The organism is Streptomyces sp. NPDC002870 (genome assembly GCF_042888505.1).
In the GTDB taxonomy this organism is placed as follows: Bacteria; Actinomycetota; Actinomycetes; order Streptomycetales; family Streptomycetaceae; genus Streptomyces.
Genome location: NZ_JBIAPW010000005.1, coordinates 178,322 through 197,120, shown reverse-complemented (window position 1 = coordinate 197,120; position 18,799 = coordinate 178,322). Strand labels below are relative to the sequence as shown.

Below are 18,799 nucleotides of genomic sequence, written 5' to 3'. Positions count from 1 at the left end.
GGGCCGGCTCCGGCGAACCCGTGGCCTCCCCGTGAGCGGCAGACCTGCATGAGCATGCTCGTGCCCATGTACGTACACCCCGCCGTCGACCCCGCCGCCTGGCAGGCCCTCGTCGCGTCCGCTCCCCTCCTCTACGGTGTGGTGCTCAACGTCGACGACGGTCCCGGCGGCGCCCCGGACCCAGCGTTCGTCGCCGCCGCCCGCGCACTGCGGGCGGCCGGCGTGCGGGTGCTCGGGTACGCGGACACCGATTACGGGCGGCGGCGCTCAGGCGAGGTCGCGCGGGACTTCGAGCGGCATCGCGAGTGGTACGGCACGGACGGGTTCTTCCTCGACCAGGTCGCCCCCGACGCGGCGGGGCTGCGTCACTACCGGCGGCTCACCCGGGCCGCCCGGTCGCGTGGCGGGCGGACCGTCGTCCTCAATCCGGGTGCCCACCCCGCGCCCGGCTATGCCGCGCTCGGGGATCTGCTGATCACCTTCGAGGGCAACTGGGACAGCTACCGCACCGCCCCTGCCGCACCGCCGTGGACCAGGGGCCTTCCGCCGAGCCGGTTCTGCCATCTGGTGCACGGGGTTCCCCGCGGGCTCTGCCGGCTCGCGGCCCGTACCGCGGAGCTGCGCGGCGCCGCGGTGCACTGTGCCGTACCCGGCCATGGCCCCAATCCCTGGTCGGCTCTGCCGCCCGCCCTCCGGAAGGACTCATGAACCGCACGAGGTGTCTGCGGACCGCGATCCTCGCTCTTGCGCTCGCGGTGCTCGCCGGGTGCTCGACCACGCCGCCGGGCCCCTCCCCCCACCCGCGGCGCTGGCAGCCGAGGCCGGGCACCGCCTGGCAGTGGCAGCTCGACGGCCGGGTCGACACCCGCGTCGACGTGCCCGTCTATGACATCGACGGCTTCGAGAACGACGCCGCGACCGTCCGACGGCTCCACCGGGACGGCCGCAAGGTCATCTGCTATCTCAATGCGGGCGCGTGGGAGTCCTTCCGCCCCGACCACGGGAGCTTCCCCGCCTTGGTACTCGGCAGGGCCAACGGTTGGGAGGGCGAGCGCTGGCTGGACATCCGGCGCCTCGACCTGCTGCGCCCACTGATGGCGAAACGCATGGACCTCTGCCGGGACCGGGGCTTCGACGCGGTGGAGCCCGATCTGCTGGACGGCCACCTCAACGACACCGGGTTCCGGCTGACCGCCGCCCACCAGCTCGCGTACAACCGCATGATCGCGCGCCTCGCCCATGACCGCGGCCTGTCGGTGGGGCTGAAGAACGACCTTCCCCAAGTCGGGCAGCTGGTGCGGGACTTCGACTTCGCCGTGAACGAGGAGTGCGCGGAGTTCGGTGAATGCGCGGCGCTGACGCCGTTCATCCAGGCAGGGAAGGCGGTCTTCCATGTCGAATACGCGCTTGGGGTCGACGAGTTCTGCAAGCCGGCGCGCGCACTGGGACTCAGCTCCATGCGCAAGAAGCTCGACCTGGGGGTGTGGCGTCAGCCGTGCTGAGCCGGGTCGGCTCGTGACCCTGAGGGCCAGATGCCCTGCCCCCGCTCACGCCCTGACGCCATCAGGACGCGGCGAGCACCGCCTGTACGGTCTTACCGCCGCCGGGTCCTCCCCGTACGGCGTAGGTCTGCGCGAGCTCACGCACCATGACCATGCCCCGCCCGCTCTCTTCCGTCTCCCGCGGCACGCGCATCCGCGGCGGAATCGGGCTGAGGTCCTCCACCTCGACTGTGACCAGCCCGGGATCGACGTGCAGCCGCAGCCGGCAGCTGCTGTGGCCGTGCCGGGTGGCATTGGTGACCAGCTCGGAGACGACCAGGATGGCATCCTCGACCTGGTCGCCGGAGACCTTCTCGCCGCAGCCCCGGGTGAGGAAGGCGGTCGTCAGGTGCCGTGCCCAGCGGGCGGACGTCTCCGCCTGCGGCAGGACATACGTCGCGCAGACGGCACGCCGACGCGAGCGCCTGTGCGCACGCATGTGCATCACTCCGTTCCGGCACTGGAAACAGCCAGGCAACGGCCGGGAAAGCCGATCGGGGCGGCTCCCGGCGGTCCAGACGCAATGACAAGCCTCTTACCCCTGTCTGATGCCCGCAGGGCGTGATCGGCAATCGGCCAAGGGTGCTCCGGTCCGCCTGCGCAGCGGCGGACCGGAGCGGCCGGCCGGTCAGGAGCTCGCGCACTCCATCGAAGCCGGGTCAGAGGCGTCACGGATCAGGGCGTCGTGCGCCGCCTTGAGCCGCTTGACGTCGGGCTTCGTGATCACGCGGTCGTAGGTGAGCAGGCCGTTCAACTCACCCTCCACATCGGTGATCTGGGTGTAGACGGCGCCGTTGCTCCCCTGGCAGGCCAGTCTGCGTACGTTGCCGAGCTGGGCCAGGTACTCGTCCGTGTACTTTGCCTGGTCGACGCCGACGTAGGTGTGCTGGACCGGCCAGGCGTGGCCCGGCACGGCGAGTCCGAGTCCGCCGTACTCACCGCTGACCAGCGCCCGTCTGCCGTCCGCCGCGGGGATCTGCGGGCTCGGATAGCCGTGGGCGTCGGCGATGTCGCCGTTGCCTCCGTCGACGGCTCCGCAGCAGTTGACGCCGCTCATGTTGTTGACCAGCCGGGCCGGGTCCCAGGCCTTGGCCTGGTCGGCGATCCTCGCCTGGTCGTACTGACCCCAGCCCTCGTTGAAGGTGACCCACATGACCACCGACGGGCTGCTCGAGTGCTGGTCGATCATCTCCTTCAGCTCGCGTTCGTACTGTGCTCGCGAGGCGGCGTTCGGGTTGATGGTGTTCATCGCCGGCATGTCCTGCCAGACCAGCAGGCCCAACCGGTCGGCCCAGTAGAACCAGCGGTCGGGCTCGACCTTGATGTGCTTGCGCACGGAGTTGAAGCCGAGCTTCTTGTGCATCTTGAGGTCGTACGCCAGCGCCTCGTCGGTCGGCGCCGTGTGCAGCCCGTCCGGCCAGAAGCCCTGGTCGAGGGTGGCCATCAGGAAGGTCGGCTTGCCGTTGAGCACGGTGCGCGGCACGCCGTTCACCTTCTCGACGGCGATGGTGCGCATGCCGAAGTAGCTGCTGACCCGGTCGGAGCCGGTCTTCACCTCGAGCCGGTACAGATGCGGATCGTCGGCGGACCACAGATGCGGATCCGGGACGGGCACCGACAGCGGTGAGCCGGTGGTGCCGGTGGCGGTGCCGACCTTGCGACTGCCGTCGTACGCGGTGGCCGTGACCGGAACACCCGCCCGCACCCCGCGTACCTCCACGGCGAGCTTCTCGCCCGCGACGTCGGGGGTGAGCTTCAGCGAGTCCGCGTGATCGGCCGCGACCGGCTCCATCCAGACGGTCTGCCAGATGCCGGACGAAGGGGTGTACCAGATGCCGCTCGGGTCGAGGCGCTGCTTGCCCATGGGCGGGTTCTCGCCGTCCCTGGAGTCCGTCGGGTCGTAGACGCCGACGATCAGCTCCTGGGTGCGGCCCGGCTTCAGCGCGTCGGTGACATCCGCGCTGAACCGGTCGTAGCCGCCCTTGTGCTCGGTGACCTTGACCCCGTTGACGTACACCTCGGACTGCCAGTCGACGGCGTCGAAGTTCAGCTTGAGGCGTTTACCGTCACCGACGCGCCAGCTGTCCGGGACGGTGAAGGTGCGGCGGTACCACATGCGGTCCTCGTGCCGTTCGAGGCCGGAGAGCTGCGACTCCACCGGGTAGGGAACGAGGATCAGCTCGCCGAGGGTCTTGCCGACCGGCGGCCGCTCCCCCGCTTCGGCGGCGGCGAACTGCCACTGCCCATTGAGATTGCGCCAGGCGTCGCGGGTCAGTTGCGGGCGCGGGTATTCGGGGTGGGCGTTGCCCGGACCGACGTCCTTGGCCCACGGCGTACGCAGCTCGTACTCGGACTTGTTGGGCCCGCTGCTCCAGAACGCGCCGACCGCCGTGCCGTTCTCGGCGCTCAGGCCGCCCTTTCCGTCGTAGCGCAGATCGGCGATGCCGCCGCCGTTGCCGTCCTTCTTGCCGACGACGGGCTCTTCGAGTGCGACGAGGAGGCGACGCGAGTCGGCCGGGTCGCGTGTGACGGCGCCGAGCGGCCATTTCGCGCCGCCGATGACCGCCTCGAAGTGCGCGGCGAGGCCGGCGGGCGGCGCTGCGAGCTTCTGTACGAAGTCCAGTCGCAGGCTGCGGCCGTCGGCGAGCACAGTGGCGCCGATCGCTCCGTCGTACGCGTAACCGTCGGGCAGGCGGAAGGCCGAGGAGGGCACGGGTACTTTGGCGCCGCCGGGCTCGGTCCAGTTGAGGTGCAGGTTCGAGCCGCCGTAGTGCTCGAAGTACTCCACCTTGATGTCGTACGCGCGTCCCGCGGTGAGGTCGACGGGCGGCGCGGTCTGTTCCCTGTCCCAGTCGTCGACCCAGTGGTCGATGGTGAGCCTGCCGTCGACCCACAGCCTGAATCCGTTGTCGCCGATCATCGAGAAGGTGTGGGCGCCGGTGCGGGCGGGAACGACCTTGCCGGTCCAGCGGACGCTGACGTCGTCGGCGCGTCCGGTGGCGGCGCTGAGGCGGGGTTCGAGGTTGCCGAAGTCGATGGACGGGTCGAAGCCGGTGGCCTTGAGCTCGGCGAAGTCGAAGGCCCCGGGCGCGGACTGGGTGTAGTACTCACCTTTGAGGCCATGTGCTTCGACCGGGTCGTCCGCGGTGCTGGACGCCGGCGCCGAAGGGGCGGACACGGCCGGTACGACGGTGAGTCCGGCAATCCCCAAGGCGGCTGCGAGAAGCAGGGCCAGCTTTCTTTGAATGCGCACAAATCCTCCTTGCCAGTGAGGGTGGCGGCTCGCTGCGATGCTCTGTACAACGTTGGAAGGAACGGTAGTTGGCATAAGAGCATAGGGTTCCGCTTGGCGTCCAGGGTCATGACAAGCCGGGGGCGAAGGGCTTATACATCGTTGTACAAACGGGCCAGGGCCGGAGAGGAACAGGCGTGAAGGTGAGTCTCAAGGACGTCGCGGAGCATGCGGGAGTCTCGATCAAGACCGTATCGAACGTGGTGAACAACTATCAGCACGTCACTCCGGCCATGCGCGCCCGGGTCCAGCAAGCCATCGACGAACTCGGCTACCGGCCCAATCTGACGGCCCGGCATCTGCGCAAGGGGCGCACCGGCATCATCGCGCTCGCCGTCCCCGAGCTGGGCAATCCGTACTTCGCCGAGTTGGCCGGCGCGGTGATCGACGTGGCCGCCGAGCACGAGTACACCGTGCTGCTCGACCACACCGGAGGCCGCCGCGAACAAGAGATGCTGGTCAGCCAGGGTTTCAGGGCGCGGGTCATCGACGGCCTGATTCTCAGCCCCATCGAGCTGGAGCCGGAGGACCTGCGCCAGCGCAGCGACGACGCCCCGCTGGTGCTGCTCGGGGAGCGCGAGTACGACCTGCCGTACGACCACATCGCGATCGACAACGTGGCCGCGGCCCGGACGGCGGTGCGGCATCTGCTGGACCTCGGCCGCACCCGGATCGCGTTCCTCGGCGCGCGCACCGACCGGGTCAACCAGCCCGCCCAGCTGCGACTGCACGGCTGGCGCGCGGAGCTGACGGAGGCGGGGCTGGCGGCTCCGGACTCGCTGGTCGCACCGACGACCGGTTGGGACCACGCGCACGGGGCGGCGGCGATGGCCGGACTGCTGGAGTCCGGGGGGCGGCCCGACGCGGTCTTCGCGTACAACGACCTCATCGCCATCGGCGCGATGCGGGTGCTGTCCGAGCAGGGGCTGCGGGTGCCCGAGGACGTCGCGGTGGTGGGCTTCGACGACATCAGCGAGGGGCGCTACGGAGCCGTCACGCTGACCACGATCTCGCCGGACAAGCAGACGATCGCGCGGCTCGCCGTGCAGTCGGTCGTGGGACGGCTGCTGGGCACCACGGATTCGGCCCAGGCGTGTGAAGCACGCGAAATCCGCCCTGATTTCAGCCTGGTTGAGCGTGAGAGCACTCGGGGCAGGGTCTGACGCGAAGGGTTTTACAGGCTTCGTACAACGAGAGCCGCCCTCGCGTGAGCGCCCTGCGCACCCGCCTCATCCAGCTGCTGACCGCCACGCGCTGGTGGCCGCCGTAGCGTCCTTCGGCTTCGACACCTTTCTGACCGGCGACAACCCGGAGAACATGGCGGTCTCTTCTGCGTCCCTCGCCGTGGTCGCCCTCGGCATGACCTTCGTCATCATCACCGGCGGGATCGACCTCTCGCTCGGCTCGCTGTTCGCGCTGGGCGGAGTGCTGGCCGCCTGGGGCTCGCAGTACGGTACACCGGTCGCGCTGCTCCTCCCGCTCGCCGTGTGCGGGCTGATCGGCCTGGTCAACGGGCTGCTGATCGCACGGGCCAGGCTCGCGCCGTTCATTGTGACGCTCGCCGCGATGCTCGCCGCCCGCGGCATCCTGCCCTCCATCACCGACGAGGGCTCGACGACCTATCTGGTGGACGAGAAGTCATTCTTCGCCCGGCTCGGGCAGGACAGGCTGCTGGGCGTGGGCGTGCCGGTGTGGATCACGGCGGTGCTGTTCGTGCTGGGCGCGATCGTGCTGCGCCGCAGCCGGTTCGGACAGTATGTGTACGCCGTCGGCGGGAACGAGGACGCGGCGGCACTGATGGTCGCCCCCGTCGCCCGTACGAAGATCGCCGTGTACGCGCTTCCCGGGCTCTGCGCGGGGCTTGCCGGAGCGCTCAACGCCGCCTGGCTGGTCTCGGGAGTCACCATCCTCGGCGCCGGTATGGAGCTTGAAGCGATCTCCGCAGTCGTCATCGGCGGCACCCTGCTCACCGGCGGCTTCGGCTTCATCAGCGGTTCGCTCTGTGAACTCCGGCAACCCCCGTCCAACGCGGCCGCGCCCGGTGCCTCACAGCACCGGCTGTCCCTTGCCCAGGGCGATGACGCCGTTCTTGGAGACGGTGTAGAGCTCTTGGTCCCGCCCGGGGTTGACGCCGATCGTCGCGCCGGGCGGGACGTCCACGTTCTTGTCGAGGATCGAGCCGCGCACCACCGCGCCACGGCCTATGCGCACGTTGTCGTGGAGGACCGAGCCCTGCACGACAGCGCCCTCCGCCACGGTCACACCAGGCGAGAGGACGGACCGGGTGACCTGGCCGCGGACGACGCAGCCGGGGCTGATGATGGACTCGCTCGCGATGCCCGCGCCGATGAAGCGGGCGGGGGGCAGCTGGCCGGAGTGGGTGTAGAGGGGCCAGCGGCGGTTGTCCAGGTCGAAGACCGGCCGGTCCGGGATCAGATCCATATGGGCTTCGTAGTACGTGTCGAGCGTGCCCACATCACGCCAGTAGCCGTGCTCCCGCGCACTCTCGCCGGGCACATGGTTCTGATTGAAGTCATAGAGCTGCGCCACACCCTGTTCGGTGAGCATCGGCAGGATCGAGCCACCCATGTCATGGAGGGAGTGCCTGTCCTCTGCGTCCCGGTGGAGTGCGTCGACGAGGACCTTGGTGGTGAAGAGGTAGTTGCCCATGGAGGCGAAGACCCGGTCGGGGTCGCCGGGCAGCCCGGGCGGGTCGGTGGGCTTCTCCAGGAACCGTTCGACCCGGTTGCCGTCGGAGGCCGGGGTGATGATCCCGAACGACGACGCTTCGGCCCGCGGCACCTTGATCCCCGCGACGGTGACGCCCGCGCCGTTCTCGATGTGGTGCCGCAGCATCTGCCGCGGGTCCATCCGGTACACATGGTCGGCGCCGAACACCGCGATGTAGTCGGGCTGTTCGTCGTTCACGAGGTTGAGGGACTGCAGGATCGCGTCCGCGCTGCCCAGATACCAGCGCGGACCGAGCCGCTGCTGGGCCGGGACGGGGGTGACGTAGTTGCCGAGCAGGCTCGACATCCGCCAGGTGGTTGTGACATGGCGGTCCAGCGAGTGCGACTTGTACTGCGTGAGCACGCAGACACGCAGGATGTCGCCGTTGACCAGGCTGGAGAGCACGAAGTCGACGAGGCGGTACATACCGCCGAAGGTCACCGCCGGTTTGGCGCGGTCGGCGGTGAGCGGCATCAGCCGCTTGCCCTCCCCGCCGGCCAGTACGATCCCCAGCACCGAAGGTCCACCGCGCATCGCCGCCCCTTCCACGCCTGTGACTGCCCTGCCCTGCTACGCCTGCTTGAGCAACTCCTCGTACACCTCGTGCGTCCGCCGGGCCACCTGGTCCCAGCCGAACTCACGCACCGCGCGCTCCCGGCCGGCGGCGCCCATCCTGGCGGCCTCCACGGCGTCGTCGACGACCCGGTTCACCGACTGGGTGAGGCCCGACTCGAAGGCCTCCGGGTGACGGGCGTCGTAGGGCACCAGCAGTCCGGTGCTTCCGTCGTCCACTACCTCGGGGATGCCGCCGACCGCGGACGCCACGACGGCTGTACCGCACGCCATGGCCTCCAGATTGACGATGCCCAGCGGCTCGTACACCGAGGGGCAGACGAACACCGTTGCGTGGCTCAGCAGTTGGATGACCTGGGGCCGGGGAAGCATCTCGGGGATCCAGTGCACCCCGTCCCGTACCCGCTCCAACTCCTCGACCAGTTCGCGGAATTCGCGGTCGATCTCGGGCGTGTCCGGGGCTCCCGCACACAGCACCAGCTGGATGTCCGGGTCGAAGGAGCGGGCCGCGCGCAGCAGATGCGGGACGCCCTTCTGGCGGGTGATGCGGCCGACGAACAGGGCGAAGGGGCGGTGCGGGTCGACGCCGATCCGCTCGAGGGCGTCCGTCTCGTGGTCGGGGCGGTACATGCGGGTGTCGATGCCGTTGTGGATGACGCGCACCCGGTCCGGGTCGAGGGCGGGGTAGCAGGCGAGGATGTCGGCGCGCATGCCGTGGGAGACGGCGATCACGGCGTCCGCGGCCTCGATCGCGGTGCGCTCGGCCCAGCTGGACAGGGCGTAGCCGCCGCCCAGCTGTTCGGCCTTCCAGGGGCGCAGCGGCTCCAGGGAGTGTGCGGTCATCACGTGCGGGACGCCGTAGAGCAGCTTGGCGAGATGGCCGGCGAGGTTGGCGTACCAGGTGTGGGAGTGGACCAGTTCGCGGCCCTGCAGCTCTGCGGCCATCGCCAGGTCGACGGAGAAGGTGCGCAGCGCTTCGTTGGCATTCTCGAGTCCGGCGAGCGCCTGGTGGCGCAGGACCCCTTCGGCCGCGCCCTCGCCCCAGCAGTGCACTTCGAGGTCGGTAAGGGCTCGTAACTCCCGGGCGAGGAACTCCACATGGACCCCGGCGCCCCCGTAGACGTCCGGCGGATACTCGCGCGTGAGCAGGCCGACCTTCACCCCATGATGGTCACGCAGATACGGCGTACGGGGAAGAGCGCGGCCAGGATCACTCGGCATCAGTGGGCGCTCCGCCGCGGCGGGAGGTCGAAGACGCAGTCGCCGCACAGCCCGCCGCCCGGGCAGCGGTAGTAGAGACAGCAGCTGCGCCGCCGCATCGCACGTCCGTGGACGGTGCCGGACAGATCGGGGTGGGCGAAGAGCTCGGCGGCCAGCGCCGCGGCCCGCTCGGCCACCTCGGGCCGGCCGCTGCGCCGGGCCCAGGTGCGCAGTTCGCGTACGGCTCCGGCGAGCGCGGAGCCCGCGTTGCCCCACAGCAGCTGTGACGAGATCCGTGTGTCGCTCCGCAGCGCGTCGGCGAGCGGAACGAGATGGCCGTACTGCACTGTCTCGCGGATCGTGGACGCGTCGGCAGGCAGCGCACCACAGCCGGTGAGACACAGGTCGTCGGGCGAGCTGCGTTCCGGATCCCAGTGCAGCCGCGCGGGGTCGAGGTCGGGGACCTCGCCGTGCAGCGCGGCACAGCCGAGCGCGACCGACCAGAGCCGGGCGACGAGGCCCAGGTGCGCGACGGAGGCGGCGACCCGGCGCTCGGGGGCGCGCAGCCGGGCCGCGACTGTGTCGACGCGGGCCACGAGCGGGGCAGCGTCTCCCGCGTACAGCCGCGCGAGCGGGGCGTGCCCGTCGCCCGGCGTCCCGGTACGCAGGGCGAAGAAGCCGCCCACGGACGCCAGCTCGTCGAGATCCACGCCCACGCTCCGTCCCCTGTCACCTTCCGTATGCGCACCCGGTCGACGCACCCGGTCACCGTATCGACGGCGCGTGGCCATCTCATCCCTGCTGTCCTGCTCACCCGCCGTGAGGGGGACTTTTGGCCTACGCTCGTACTACGTCGGCAGTACGTCCAAGTGCCTGCTCAAGGACGACGACGGATTCACTTAAGAGGGCGATCGTGGTCTCTATGAGTTCCCTCGCGCTGGCCGTGGTGCTGTCCCTGGTCTCCGCGGTCGCGTATGCGGCCGGGGCGATCATGCAGGAGCATGTCGCCGCCTCCACCTCGGCCCGTCCGTACGCCCCGCTGCACCACGCCGCGTGGTGGGTCGCCGTCGCTCTCAACGGCCTCGGCGCGGTCCTCCATGTGATGGCGCTGGCGTACGGGCCGCTCAGCCTGGTCCAGCCGCTCGGCGCGCTGACGATCGTCTTCGCTCTGCCGATGGCCGCCCTCTTCGTACGTCGCAGGGCGGGCGGTGCCGCCTGGCGCGGCGCGATCATGGCGACGGCGGGTCTCGCGGGGCTGCTCGCGCTGACCGGCGAGTCCGACGCCCACTCACTGGGCGGCGGGCAGCGCGGGGTACTGGCCGCCGTGACCTTCGGCGGTGTGGCCTTGATCTTCCTGGCCGCCCAGACCGTGCACCGGCCCATCCTCCGCAGCGTGGGACTCGCCGCGGCGGCCGGCGTGGCCTTCGGCATCGCCTCGGTGTTCACCAAGACCGTCGCGGTGGACTGGACATGGTCCGCACCGCTCTCCCAGTGGCCGAGTCTGCTGGTGATCTCGGTCCTCGCGATCGGCGGTCTGCTGCTGTCCCAGGCGTCCTACCGCGGCGCGGGCCTCGCGGCCCCGCTGGCCACGGTCACGGTCGTCAACCCGGTGGTGGCGGCGGCGGTCGGCATAACGATGTTCGGCGAGACCTTCCGGTACGGCGTGCCGGGCACCGTGCTCGCCCTCGGCTTCGGCGTCATGGCGGCCGGCGGGCTGATCCTGCTGACGACGGAGCGGCTGAAGGCGACGCGCAAGGAGTCGGCAGCACAGGCGCAGGCGTCGGCGCGTCCCGCGCAACAGCCGGTGTTCCCCTCAGAACCCCGCATACTTCACGCGGATGCGCAGGTGCTCCCCTCAGACCGAGACGCCGCCCGATCTGAGGTAGGCGAGCGGATCGATGTCGGACCCGTATCCCGGCCCTGTACGCACCTCGAAATGGAGATGCGGCCCTGAGCTGTTGCCGGTGGACCCGGACCGTGCGATCCGCTGACCACTGCTGACCTGCTGGCCGGAACGCACGGTGAGCGCCGACAGATGCGCGTACTGGCTGTATTTGCCGTCCGCGTGGCGGATGACGACCTGGTAGCCGTACGAACCGCCCCAGCCGGCCGAGACGACTCGTCCGGAGGCGACTGCCTTCACGGAGGTACCGGTGGGGACCGGGAAGTCCACGCCGGTGTGATAGCCGCTGGACCAGGCGGAACCGGCCTTGCGGTAGGGGGTGCCGATGCTCGCGTCGACGGGCGCGCTGAGTCCGGTCCGGTGCGCGGGCTTGGCGGCGCGGACCGGCTTCACCTGCTTCTTGGGAGCCTGCTGCTTCGGCGCCTGCTGTTTCGGCGCCTGCTGCTGTGTCCGCTGTTTGGGCGCCTGTTGCTTCGGCGCAGGCGGCTTCGGTGTCTGCTGTTTCGGCGGGGTCTCCGGCCGCGGCTGAGCCTTCGGCTTCTGCCGGCCCGGTGCGACCGGAGCCTCGACGCGCAGGATCAGCTTCTGGCCGGGGTGGATCAGGTTGGGGTCGCTGCCGACGACCGCGCGGTTCTGTGCGTACAGCCGCTGCCAGCCGCCGCTGACCTCCTCGGCCGTCGCGATCTTGGAGAGTGAGTCTCCGCGGGCCACGGTGTAGCCCTCGCGCTGCGTGGGCACGGTGGTCGGCGTCGCCTTCTTCAGTGCGGCGCTGCGCCCACTCTGCGGCGCTAATCGTGTGGCGGGCGCGATCTCGGGCGCGTCCCCGCCGCGGGTGAGGCCCGCCCGGGTGGAGCAGGTGGGCCAGGCCTTCGGCCCCTGCCCCTTGAGGACCTTCTCGGCGATGGCTATTTGCTGATCTTTGTCGGCCAGATCCGCGCGCGCGGCGAACCGTCCGCCGCCGTAAGCCTCCCAGGTGGACTGGCTGAACTGGAGCCCGCCGTAGTAGCCGTTACCGGTGTTGATATTCCAATTGCTGGTGGACTCGCAGGCCGCGACCTTCTCCCAGACGTCCACGGAAGCCGCATGGGTCGTGCCCGCGCCGATGAGCGGCAGAGCCATGCCCGCACCGCCCGCGGTGACGGTGAGAGAAGCCCGGTTGATGCGGCTCGGCTGGTATCGGCGGTGCCGACCGGTTGCGGCCATGGTGAGACTCCCCCACTGACAATAGGTCACGTCGCAAGCGGTCAACTTAGGTGCTCGGCCCGGACTATGACAAGGGTTCAGGCGCGGTGCACGGAGGCGGTGGGGCGCACCGGGCCGGCAGCCGGGGGCCGACTGCCGCCGCGGGCCAGGAAGTCGGCCAGCGGCAAGGTCGCCGCGCCGACGGTGACCGCGTCCGGGCCGAGTTGCCCCAGTTCGATGGTGGTTCGGGCGGCGGCGTGACGCAGGGCGTACTCCCCCGCGTACCGGCGTACTTCGGGGAGCAGACGGGGGCCGATGAGCAGTCCGGCCCAGCCCCCGATGAGGATACGTTCGGGGTGGAAGAGATTGATCAGGTCGGCGACGGCCGCGCCCAGGTACTCGGCGGTGTCGTCGAGGAGGGAGAGCGCGACCGGGTCGGGCTCAGGTCCTCCCGGGCCGGCCTCAGGTCCTCCCGGGCCGGGAAAGGCCGCCGCCAGCAGGGCAGCCAGCGCGGTTTCGTCGTCGGCGTCGGCGGGAAGCGGTCCGCCCGCCTCCTGCCAGCGTTCGCGCAGCGCTTCCGCTCCGGCGTACGCCTCAAGACAGCCCAGCGAGCCGCAACGGCAGCGCCGGCCCCGGATCCGTACCGTCGTATGTCCCCATTCGAGGGCGGTGCTGCGGGCGTTCTCGTCGGGGGTGGCGGCGTGCACCACGCAGGCGCCGACTCCGGAACCGATCAGGGCGACGGCGGCTTCGCGGGCGCCACGGCCGCCCCCGAACCACATCTCGGCCTGGCCGAGTGTCTTGGCGCCGTTGTCGATGAACAGCGGGACTTGTGGGGGCAGTTCCATGGAGTCGCGGAGCAGTCTCTCGAACGGCACGGCGCTCCAGCCGATCGTCTGACCGTGAACGATCGCGCCGGTCGCACCGTCACCGGTGGCCTGCTCGATGATGCCGGGGACGCCGATCCCGATGCCGAGCAGGCTCGCGGCGTCGGCGTCCGCGTCCCGCAGGACCTCGGCGACGCCGGTGCGGACATGGGCGACGACGCGCTCGACGTCGTAGCCGTGCTGGGCCAAGAGGTGTTCGGTGCGGCCGAGTTCGGTGAGCGAGAGGTCGAAGAGCTCGACGCGTACCCGCGTCTCTCCGATGTCGATGCCGATCAGCAGGCCGGTGGTGGGTGCGACGCGCAGCAGGGTGCGTGGGCGGCCGCCCTCGGAGTCGACCATTCCGGCTTCTTCGAGTACGCCCTCACTGACGAGTTCCGAGACGACGTTGCTGATAGAACCTGAACTCAGCCCGGTGGCCGGTCCGAGCTCCTGGCGGCTCAACGGGCCGTCGAAATACAACCGTTGCAGAACCCTGGCGCGGTTGCCGCGCCGCAGGTCACGCACTGTCCGTCTGTTGCGCTCCGCCATGGTGCTCCTTTCCTGAACGAAACATACCCCGGTCACAGGCCTTGACGCGACCTTCTTTCACCTCTTAAATCACGGCATAAATTAAGTCATGGAGGCCGTTCGGGAACCGAACGCAGCCACCCCCGGAAAGGGGCCACCTCTCATGCGCACCAGAGCCGCACTCGCCGTCGCCGTCGTCACCGCGCTCGCCGCCGTCACCGGCTGTGGCGGCGGCACCTCCACCGATGGGGGCGGCAGCAACGAGTCGCCCAGGACGCTCACGTACTGGGCCTCCAATCAGGGCCCGAGCGTCGAGGCCGACAAGAAGATCCTCACACCCGAGCTGAAGAAGTTCGAGGAGCAGACGGGCATCAAGGTCAAGCTCGAGGTGATCCCCTGGTCCGATCTGCTCAACCGGATCCTGGCCGCCACGACGTCCGGGCAGGGCCCCGACGTCCTCAACATAGGCAACACCTGGTCCGCCTCGCTCCAGGCGACCGGTGCGCTGCTGCCCTGGGACCAGAAGAGCTTCGACGCGATCGGCGGCCGGGACCGCTTCGTCGCGTCCGCGGTGGCCTCGGCCGGGGCCGAGGGCCAGGACCCCGCGGCCGTGCCGCTGTACTCGCTGGCGTACGCGCTCTACTACAACAAGAAGATGTTCGCCGACGCGGGGATCTCACAGCCGCCGGCCACCTGGGACCAGCTGGTCGCCGACGGCAAGAAGATCTCCAAGGACGGGAAGTGGGCGCTGGGCGCCGAGGGCGGCAACCTCGCCAACAACATCCACCAGGTATTCGTCCTTGGCAAGCAGCACGGCGCGGACTTCTTCGACTCCTCCGGCAAGCCCACCTTCACCTCGGACGGCGCGGTCGCCGCGGTGAAGCAGTACGTCGACTTCATGGCCAAGGACAAGATCGTCGCGCCTGGCAACGCGGAGTACGCCCAGAACCAGTCGCTCCAGGACTTCGCGCGCGGCAAGACGGCCATGGTGCTGTGGCAGGCCGCCGCCTCGACCTTCGCGGCGCAGGGCATGAAGCCCGCCGACTGGGGGGTCGCTCCCGTTCCTGTCCCGGCGGGCACTCCCGGCACCGGACAGAACACCAACTCCATGGTGGCCGGGATCAATATGGCCGTCTTCAAGAACACCAAGAACATCGACGGCGCCAAGAAGTTCGTGAAGTTCATGACGAGCGACGCGGAGCAGAAGCTGCTCAACAAGACGTACGGATCGATCCCGCCGGTCAAGGCCGCGCAGGAGGACCCGGCGTTCTCCGCGCCCGATCTGAAGGTCCTGCGCGACACGCTCGCCACGAGCGCCGCGCCCCTCCCGCAGGTGCCCACCGAATCGCAGTTCGAGACGGCCGTCGGCACCGCGGTCAAGGAGCTGTGGGCCGACGCCGCGGCCGGACGCCCGGTGACGACCGAGTCCGTCAAGGACCGTCTGGCCAAGGCCCAGCAGCAGATGCAGCAGTGAGGCCGGCGCGATGACCACCACCGTGACTCCCGGCCGCACGGACCGGGCGGGCAGCGGTGAGAGCCCGGGCACGACGGATGCGCGCAGAAGGCTGCCGCGCATCCCCGACCGGATCCGCCACGGCGGCCTGCCCTATCTCCTGCTGCTGCCCGCCATCTTGCTCGAACTGCTCGTCCATCTGATCCCGATGGTCATCGGCATCGCGATGAGCTTCCGTCAGCTCACCCAGTTCTACATCCGCAACTGGGGCGAGGCGCCGTGGGCGGCGCTCGACAACTACCAGGTCGCCGTCGACTTCGACGCCCCGATCGGCCAGGCGCTGCTCCATTCCTTCTATGTCACCTGCCTGTTCACGGTGCTCGCCGTCGGCCTGTCCTGGCTGTTCGGGGTCGCCGCGGCGATCATGATGCAGGAGAACTTCCGCGGCCGCGGCTTCCTGCGGGCCGTCTTCCTCACTCCGTACGCACTACCGGTGTACGCCGCCGTCATCACCTGGGGCTTCATGTTCCAGCGCGACAACGGCCTGATCAATCACGTCCTGCACGACCAGCTCGGCCTTACCGACCAGCCGTCCTTCTGGCTGATCGGCGACAACAGCTTCATCGCGCTGGTCGTGGTGGCGGTCTGGAAGTCCTGGCCGTTCGCGTTCCTCATCATCATGGCGGGGCTGCAGAACATCCCGCGCGAGCTGTACGAAGCCGCGGCCATCGACGGCGCGGGCGTCTGGCAGCAGATTCGCAAGATCACCCTGCCGTCGCTGCGCCCGGTCAACCAAGTGCTGGTGCTGGTGCTGTTCCTGTGGACGTTCAACGACTTCAACACGCCGTATGTGCTGTTCGGGAGAGCCGCCCCGGAGGCCGCCGACCTGATCTCGATCCATATCTACCAGTCGTCGTTCGTCACCTGGAACTTCGGCTCGGGCTCGGCGATGTCCGTCCTGCTGCTGCTCTTCCTGCTGCTGGTCACGGCCGTCTATCTGCTGCTCACGTCCCGGGGAAGGAAGACCGCCGATGCCTAGGCCGCCGAACTCGCCGACCGCACCGCCGCGGTCCTTCCGCTGGACGCGCCGTATCGTCCTCACCTTCCTGACGGCCTTCGCCGTGCTGCCCGTCTATGTGATGCTCAGCAGCTCGCTCAAGCCGCTCCAGGACGTGTCGGGGAAGTTCCAGTGGATCCCGTCCGGGCTCACCGTCCGCCCGTACATCGACATCTGGGACACCGTGCCGCTGGCGCGCTACTTCCTCAACTCGCTGATCGTGGCGGGCGCGGCGACCGTGCTGTCCGTGGTGATCGCGGTGTTCGCCGCGTACGCCGTGAGCCGCTACCGGTTCCGCGGAAGGCGGGTTTTCACCGTCACGGTGCTCTCCACCCAGATGTTCCCCGGCATCCTCTTCCTCCTCCCGCTGTTCCTGATCTTCGTCAATATCGGCAACAGCACCGGCATCGCCCTGTACGGCTCGCGCGGCGGGCTGATCCTCACCTATCTGACGTTCTCGCTCCCCTTCTCCATCTGGATGCTGATCGGCTACTTCGACTCCATCCCGCGGGATCTGGACGAGGCCGCCATGGTGGACGGCTGCGGGGCACTCGGCGCGCTCTTCCGGGTCGTCGTGCCGGCCGCCGTCCCGGGCATCGTCGCCGTGGCCGTCTACGCGTTCATGACGGCCTGGGGGGAGGTCCTGTTCGCCTCCGTCATGACGAACGACGTCACCCGCACGCTCTCCGTCGGGCTCCAGGGCTACGCCACCCAGAACGACGTCTACTGGAACCAGGTCATGGCCGCCTCGCTGGTCGTCAGCGTGCCCGTCGTCGCCGGGTTCCTGCTTCTCCAGCGCTATCTCGTCGCGGGCCTCACCGCGGGCGCCGTCAAGTGATCAGCCGATCAGACCCCCGACCCCAGCAGAAAGGCAGTCCGTGAACGACCTCAATGCCCTCCCGGCCGACTTCACTTGGGGGGTCGCCACCGCGGCGTACCAGATCGAGGGAGCCGTGGCAGAGGACGGCCGCTCCCCGTCGATCTGGGACACCTTCTCCCAAACCCCGGGTACCGTCGCCGGCGGCGACACCGGGGATGTGGCGTGCGACCACTACCACCGCTGGCCCGAGGACATCGGTCTGATGAAGCAACTCGGCGTCGGCGCGTACCGGTTCTCGATCGCCTGGCCGCGGATCGTGCCGGGCGGCGACGGGCCGGTGAACAAGGCCGGACTCGCCTTCTACGACCGGCTGGTGGACGGGCTGCTCGAAGCGGGCATCACGCCGTTCGCCACCCTCTACCACTGGGACCTCCCGCAGGCGCTCCAGGACCGGGGCGGCTGGCCGTCCCGTGAGACCGCGGAGCACTTCGCCGCGTACGCGTCCGCCGTCGCGGAGCGGCTCGGCGACCGGGTCAAGGACTGGGCGACCCTCAACGAGCCGCTGTGCTCCGCGTGGATCGGCCATCTGGAAGGGAAGATGGCCCCGGGGCTGACCGATCTCGGGGCCGCCGTGCACGCCTCGTACCATCTGCACCTCGGCCACGGTCTCGCCGTGCAGGCGATCCGCGCGGCCTCGTCGGACGCCCGCGTCGGGATCGTCAACAACCTCAGCCCGATCGAGCCGGCGAGCGAGCGCGAGGAGGACGTCGCCGCCGCGCTACGGGCAGACGGCCACACCAACCGCTGGTGGCTCGACCCGATCCACGGGCGCGGCTATCCGCAGGACATGCTGGAGCTGTACGGCATCGAACTGCCCGAGCGCGCCGGGGACTTGGCGACGATCGCGGCCCCGCTGGACTGGCTGGGGCTGAACTACTACTTCCGCCAGATCGTCACTGCCGACCCGACCGGCTCCGTCCCGTACGCCCAGCAGATCTTTTTGCCGGGGGCCCGGCACACCGCGATGGACTGGGAGGTCCACGCGGACGGCCTGGAGCAGCTGCTGCTGCGGCTGACCGAGGAGTACGGCGCCCGGCGCATCTACGTCACCGAGAACGGCTCGGCCTATCCGGACGTGGTACGTGCCGACGGCACCGTCGACGACCCCGAGCGGGTGCGGTACCTGGAGGAGCATCTGGCGGCGTGCGGACGGGCCGCGCGCCGGGGCGCCCCGGTCGCCGGGTACTTCGCCTGGTCGCTGATGGACAACTTCGAGTGGGCGTACGGCTACGACAAGCGGTTCGGCCTGGTGCATGTGGACTACGCGACGCAGCGCCGCACGATCAAGGGCAGCGGGCACCGGTACGCGGACATCATCCGCGCGGCGACGTGCAGGGCGCGCAGGGCGGCGTGATCTGGCGCCTGTGCACTCGTAATGCGTAGGTCTCGGGTTCGAATCCCGAAGGCGGCTCCACAGCGAACCCCAGGTCAAGCCTTTGACCTGGGGCTTCTTGCTACTGGTGACCTTGGAATCTGCGCAAATCAGACACTCATGATCTGCGCATCGTAAAGGTCGGAGGTATAGCTTCCGTGACGGAGCGCGGAGTGCAAGCCTCTGAGCTGGGCTTTTGCCGTTTTGAGTGCCTCACGGGGA

At 69.6% G+C, this 18,799-nt stretch carries 15 protein-coding genes and 1 pseudogene; 9 read left to right on the top strand and 7 right to left on the bottom strand.

The features are described from left to right. Window positions 1-48 precede the first annotated feature (48 nt). Window positions 49-708: a spherulation-specific family 4 protein gene (locus tag ACFYWY_RS08985; protein WP_389181945.1), complete on the top strand. Its 660-nt coding sequence runs from the start codon at window positions 49-51 to the stop codon at window positions 706-708. Next, entirely contained in the window at window positions 705-1,502 is a 798-nt protein-coding gene (locus ACFYWY_RS08980; protein WP_389181942.1) for an endo alpha-1,4 polygalactosaminidase, read from the top strand. The genes ACFYWY_RS08985 and ACFYWY_RS08980 overlap by 4 nt, the downstream gene beginning before the upstream one ends. 61 nt (window positions 1,503-1,563) lie before the next feature. Here ACFYWY_RS08980 and ACFYWY_RS08975 read toward each other — a convergent pair whose 3' ends face one another. Both ACFYWY_RS08975 and ACFYWY_RS08970 read right to left on the bottom strand, forming a co-directional pair. Beyond that, on the bottom strand, window positions 1,564-1,980 hold the full coding sequence (locus tag ACFYWY_RS08975; RefSeq protein ID WP_389181939.1) for an ATP-binding protein: 417 nt from the start codon (window positions 1,978-1,980) through the stop codon (window positions 1,564-1,566). A 189-nt stretch (window positions 1,981-2,169) separates the two neighbouring features. After that, complete coding sequence (locus ACFYWY_RS08970; RefSeq protein WP_389181936.1) at window positions 2,170-4,869, bottom strand: PA14 domain-containing protein; 2,700 nt, start codon at window positions 4,867-4,869, stop codon at window positions 2,170-2,172. A gap of 101 nt (window positions 4,870-4,970) precedes the next feature. On the opposite strand from ACFYWY_RS08970, the gene ACFYWY_RS08965 reads away from it, so the two are divergent. Together ACFYWY_RS08965 and ACFYWY_RS08960 are read left to right on the top strand one after the other, a co-directional pair. Continuing rightward, complete coding sequence (locus ACFYWY_RS08965; protein WP_389181933.1) at window positions 4,971-5,996, top strand: LacI family DNA-binding transcriptional regulator; 1,026 nt, start codon at window positions 4,971-4,973, stop codon at window positions 5,994-5,996. Window positions 5,997-6,096: 100 nt separating this feature from the next. Next, window positions 6,097-6,834: pseudogene (locus tag ACFYWY_RS08960) on the top strand (ABC transporter permease); the annotation flags it as partial. 45 nt (window positions 6,835-6,879) lie between these two features. Here the strand turns inward: ACFYWY_RS08960 and glgC are convergent. From glgC to ACFYWY_RS08945, 3 genes are read right to left on the bottom strand one after another with little or no spacing between them, the layout of a single operon-like run. Then, on the bottom strand, window positions 6,880-8,097 hold the full coding sequence (gene glgC, locus ACFYWY_RS08955) for a glucose-1-phosphate adenylyltransferase (RefSeq protein WP_389181931.1): 1,218 nt from the start codon (window positions 8,095-8,097) through the stop codon (window positions 6,880-6,882). A 36-nt stretch (window positions 8,098-8,133) separates the two neighbouring features. Continuing rightward, window positions 8,134-9,297, bottom strand: a complete 1,164-nt coding sequence (gene glgA, locus ACFYWY_RS08950) for a glycogen synthase (RefSeq protein WP_389182283.1) — start codon at window positions 9,295-9,297, stop codon at window positions 8,134-8,136. Window positions 9,298-9,356: 59 nt separating this feature from the next. Further along, window positions 9,357-10,046, bottom strand: coding sequence for a (2Fe-2S)-binding protein (locus tag ACFYWY_RS08945; RefSeq protein ID WP_389181929.1), 690 nt, complete (start codon window positions 10,044-10,046; stop codon window positions 9,357-9,359). A gap of 212 nt (window positions 10,047-10,258) precedes the next feature. On the opposite strand from ACFYWY_RS08945, the gene ACFYWY_RS08940 reads away from it, so the two are divergent. Next, window positions 10,259-11,290, top strand: coding sequence for a DMT family transporter (locus tag ACFYWY_RS08940; RefSeq protein WP_389181927.1), 1,032 nt, complete (start codon window positions 10,259-10,261; stop codon window positions 11,288-11,290). Here ACFYWY_RS08940 and ACFYWY_RS08935 read toward each other — a convergent pair. Further along, entirely contained in the window at window positions 11,192-12,442 is a 1,251-nt protein-coding gene (locus ACFYWY_RS08935; protein WP_389181924.1) for a peptidoglycan DD-metalloendopeptidase family protein, read from the bottom strand. The two genes, ACFYWY_RS08940 and ACFYWY_RS08935, sit on opposite strands and share 99 nt — an antisense overlap. A gap of 77 nt (window positions 12,443-12,519) precedes the next feature. Continuing rightward, a complete protein-coding gene (locus tag ACFYWY_RS08930) occupies window positions 12,520-13,836 on the bottom strand; it encodes an ROK family protein (protein ID WP_389181921.1) in 1,317 nt (438 codons plus the stop codon). A 142-nt stretch (window positions 13,837-13,978) separates the two neighbouring features. Between ACFYWY_RS08930 and ACFYWY_RS08925 the strand changes: the two genes are divergently transcribed. The 4 genes from ACFYWY_RS08925 to ACFYWY_RS08910 are packed head-to-tail and all read left to right on the top strand — an operon-like array spanning window position 13,979 to window position 18,559. Beyond that, window positions 13,979-15,289, top strand: a complete 1,311-nt coding sequence (locus ACFYWY_RS08925; protein ID WP_389181918.1) for an extracellular solute-binding protein — start codon at window positions 13,979-13,981, stop codon at window positions 15,287-15,289. 10 nt (window positions 15,290-15,299) lie between these two features. Then, window positions 15,300-16,307, top strand: a complete 1,008-nt coding sequence (locus ACFYWY_RS08920; protein ID WP_389181916.1) for a carbohydrate ABC transporter permease — start codon at window positions 15,300-15,302, stop codon at window positions 16,305-16,307. After that, window positions 16,300-17,163: a carbohydrate ABC transporter permease gene (locus tag ACFYWY_RS08915; protein ID WP_389181914.1), complete on the top strand. Its 864-nt coding sequence runs from the start codon at window positions 16,300-16,302 to the stop codon at window positions 17,161-17,163. The genes ACFYWY_RS08920 and ACFYWY_RS08915 overlap by 8 nt, the downstream gene beginning before the upstream one ends. A 40-nt stretch (window positions 17,164-17,203) precedes the next feature. Beyond that, complete coding sequence (locus ACFYWY_RS08910) at window positions 17,204-18,559, top strand: GH1 family beta-glucosidase (RefSeq protein ID WP_389181911.1); 1,356 nt, start codon at window positions 17,204-17,206, stop codon at window positions 18,557-18,559. Window positions 18,560-18,799: the final 240 nt, after the last annotated feature.

What these genes read in the sequence shown, in the direction of transcription:
- ACFYWY_RS08915 (WP_389181914.1), top strand. Translation starts at nt 16,300, where the DNA reads ATGCCTAGGCCGCCGAACTCGCCGACCGCACCGCCGCGGTCCTTCCGC.
- ACFYWY_RS08925 (WP_389181918.1), top strand. Translation starts at nt 13,979, where the DNA reads ATGCGCACCAGAGCCGCACTCGCCGTCGCCGTCGTCACCGCGCTCGCC.
- ACFYWY_RS08985 (WP_389181945.1), top strand. Translation starts at nt 49, where the DNA reads ATGAGCATGCTCGTGCCCATGTACGTACACCCCGCCGTCGACCCCGCC.
- ACFYWY_RS08940 (WP_389181927.1), top strand. Translation starts at nt 10,259, where the DNA reads ATGAGTTCCCTCGCGCTGGCCGTGGTGCTGTCCCTGGTCTCCGCGGTC.
- ACFYWY_RS08980 (WP_389181942.1), top strand. Translation starts at nt 705, where the DNA reads ATGAACCGCACGAGGTGTCTGCGGACCGCGATCCTCGCTCTTGCGCTC.
- ACFYWY_RS08970 (WP_389181936.1), bottom strand. Translation starts at nt 4,869, where the DNA reads ATGCCAACTACCGTTCCTTCCAACGTTGTACAGAGCATCGCAGCGAGC.
- glgC (WP_389181931.1), bottom strand. Translation starts at nt 8,097, where the DNA reads ATGCGCGGTGGACCTTCGGTGCTGGGGATCGTACTGGCCGGCGGGGAG.
- ACFYWY_RS08930 (WP_389181921.1), bottom strand. Translation starts at nt 13,836, where the DNA reads ATGGCGGAGCGCAACAGACGGACAGTGCGTGACCTGCGGCGCGGCAAC.
- ACFYWY_RS08920 (WP_389181916.1), top strand. Translation starts at nt 15,300, where the DNA reads ATGACCACCACCGTGACTCCCGGCCGCACGGACCGGGCGGGCAGCGGT.
- ACFYWY_RS08975 (WP_389181939.1), bottom strand. Translation starts at nt 1,980, where the DNA reads ATGCGTGCGCACAGGCGCTCGCGTCGGCGTGCCGTCTGCGCGACGTAT.
- ACFYWY_RS08935 (WP_389181924.1), bottom strand. Translation starts at nt 12,442, where the DNA reads ATGGCCGCAACCGGTCGGCACCGCCGATACCAGCCGAGCCGCATCAAC.